General features: G+C 39.9%; 1 protein-coding gene and 1 pseudogene. Both read left to right on the forward strand.

All coding sequences use genetic code 11. The features are described 5' to 3' along the window. Positions 1-197 (forward strand): annotated as a pseudogene (locus JZO83_RS14100) (alcohol dehydrogenase); the annotation flags it as partial. A gap of 21 nt (positions 198-218) precedes the next feature. Further along, a complete protein-coding gene (locus JZO83_RS14105; RefSeq protein WP_242542694.1) occupies positions 219-1,211 on the forward strand; it encodes a 2-hydroxyacid dehydrogenase in 993 nt (330 codons plus the stop codon). The last annotated feature ends 18 nt before the right edge of the window (positions 1,212-1,229 follow it).

Raw genomic sequence — 1,229 nt, forward strand, 5'->3', positions numbered from 1 at the left:
ATTATATGCGCCTAGAGTTGATTGGAACATATGGCTCTACATTAGAAGATTTTTACGATGCGGCACAAATGTTGAATACTGGCAGAGTCGATGTTTCAAAACTGGTGGAGACACACATCCCATTAGATGATATCCAAAAAGCTTTTGAGACAGCAAGCACACCAGGAAACTACCGAGTATCAGTCACGTTAGATTAATTCAAAAGGAGCGAGCAAGTGATGAAATGTTTGGCAATTGCAGATTTATTCATTGATAAAAAAATGATGGATGACGGTTTAGCGTTATTAAAGGAAAAAGGCATCGAAGTGGAAGTCAAAGAGTGGCAACATGCTGATTTGGAAGCCTTGCAAAAAGACAATATCACTTTGGAAAAACAAGGCAGTGAATCAGTAGATCTCCCGGACTATTTAATGGAAGGAATCGAAGCGTACGATTACTTGATCACGCAATTCGCTCCTGTAGGAAAAAAAGTCATTGATCAGGCAAAAAAATTAAAATTTGTTGGGGTATTACGTGCTGGTATTGAAAATGTCAATCGCGAATATGCGGAAGAAAAGGGAATCACCGTTTTCAACACGCCTGGACGTAGTGAGACAAGTGTTTCGGAATATACAGTAGGCTTGATGCTTTCTGAGATCCGTAATATTGCCAGAGCGGATGGGAAATTGCGTAATGGTGAATGGGAGAAACACTATCCAAACGGTGTTTTGACCCCTGAGTTGAAAGAATCTGTTGTCGGTTTGATCGGGTACGGGGCAATTGGTCAAAAAGTTGCGAACTTGATACGTCCATTTGGTGGGAAAATCATTTTCTTTGATGATTATTTCAAAGGAGAAACAGAGGATACTCAAGTTTCTCTAGACGAACTGATTGAACAAGCAGATATCATTTCGATGCACTATCGTTTGACGGAGCAAACAAAAAATATGATCAACAAAGAACATTTTAAAAAAATGAAAGACTCTGCGGTTATCATCAACAGTGCGAGATCAGGATTGATCAACGAGAATGATTTGATCGAAGCTTTGCAAACAAAAGAAATCACTGGAGCCGCAGTAGATGTGTTTGAGCAAGAGCCGTTGCCGGCTGATCATCCATACTTGGCTTTAGAAAATGTCACCATCACACCACATATTGCTGGATCGACAATTGGAAATTTTGCCAACTCACCGAAGATTTTAGCTAATCGCATGGTGAATGAATATCTTTAAAAGACAGGAGTGTGAGCT

This window comes from Enterococcus sp. DIV1298c (genome assembly GCF_017316315.1).
GTDB classification, from domain to species: domain Bacteria; phylum Bacillota; class Bacilli; order Lactobacillales; family Enterococcaceae; genus Enterococcus_B; species Enterococcus_B mangumiae.

Excerpts from the sequence above, each read along its gene's own strand:
- JZO83_RS14105 (WP_242542694.1), top strand. The coding sequence starts at position 219 with ATGAAATGTTTGGCAATTGCAGATTTATTCATTGATAAAAAAATGATG.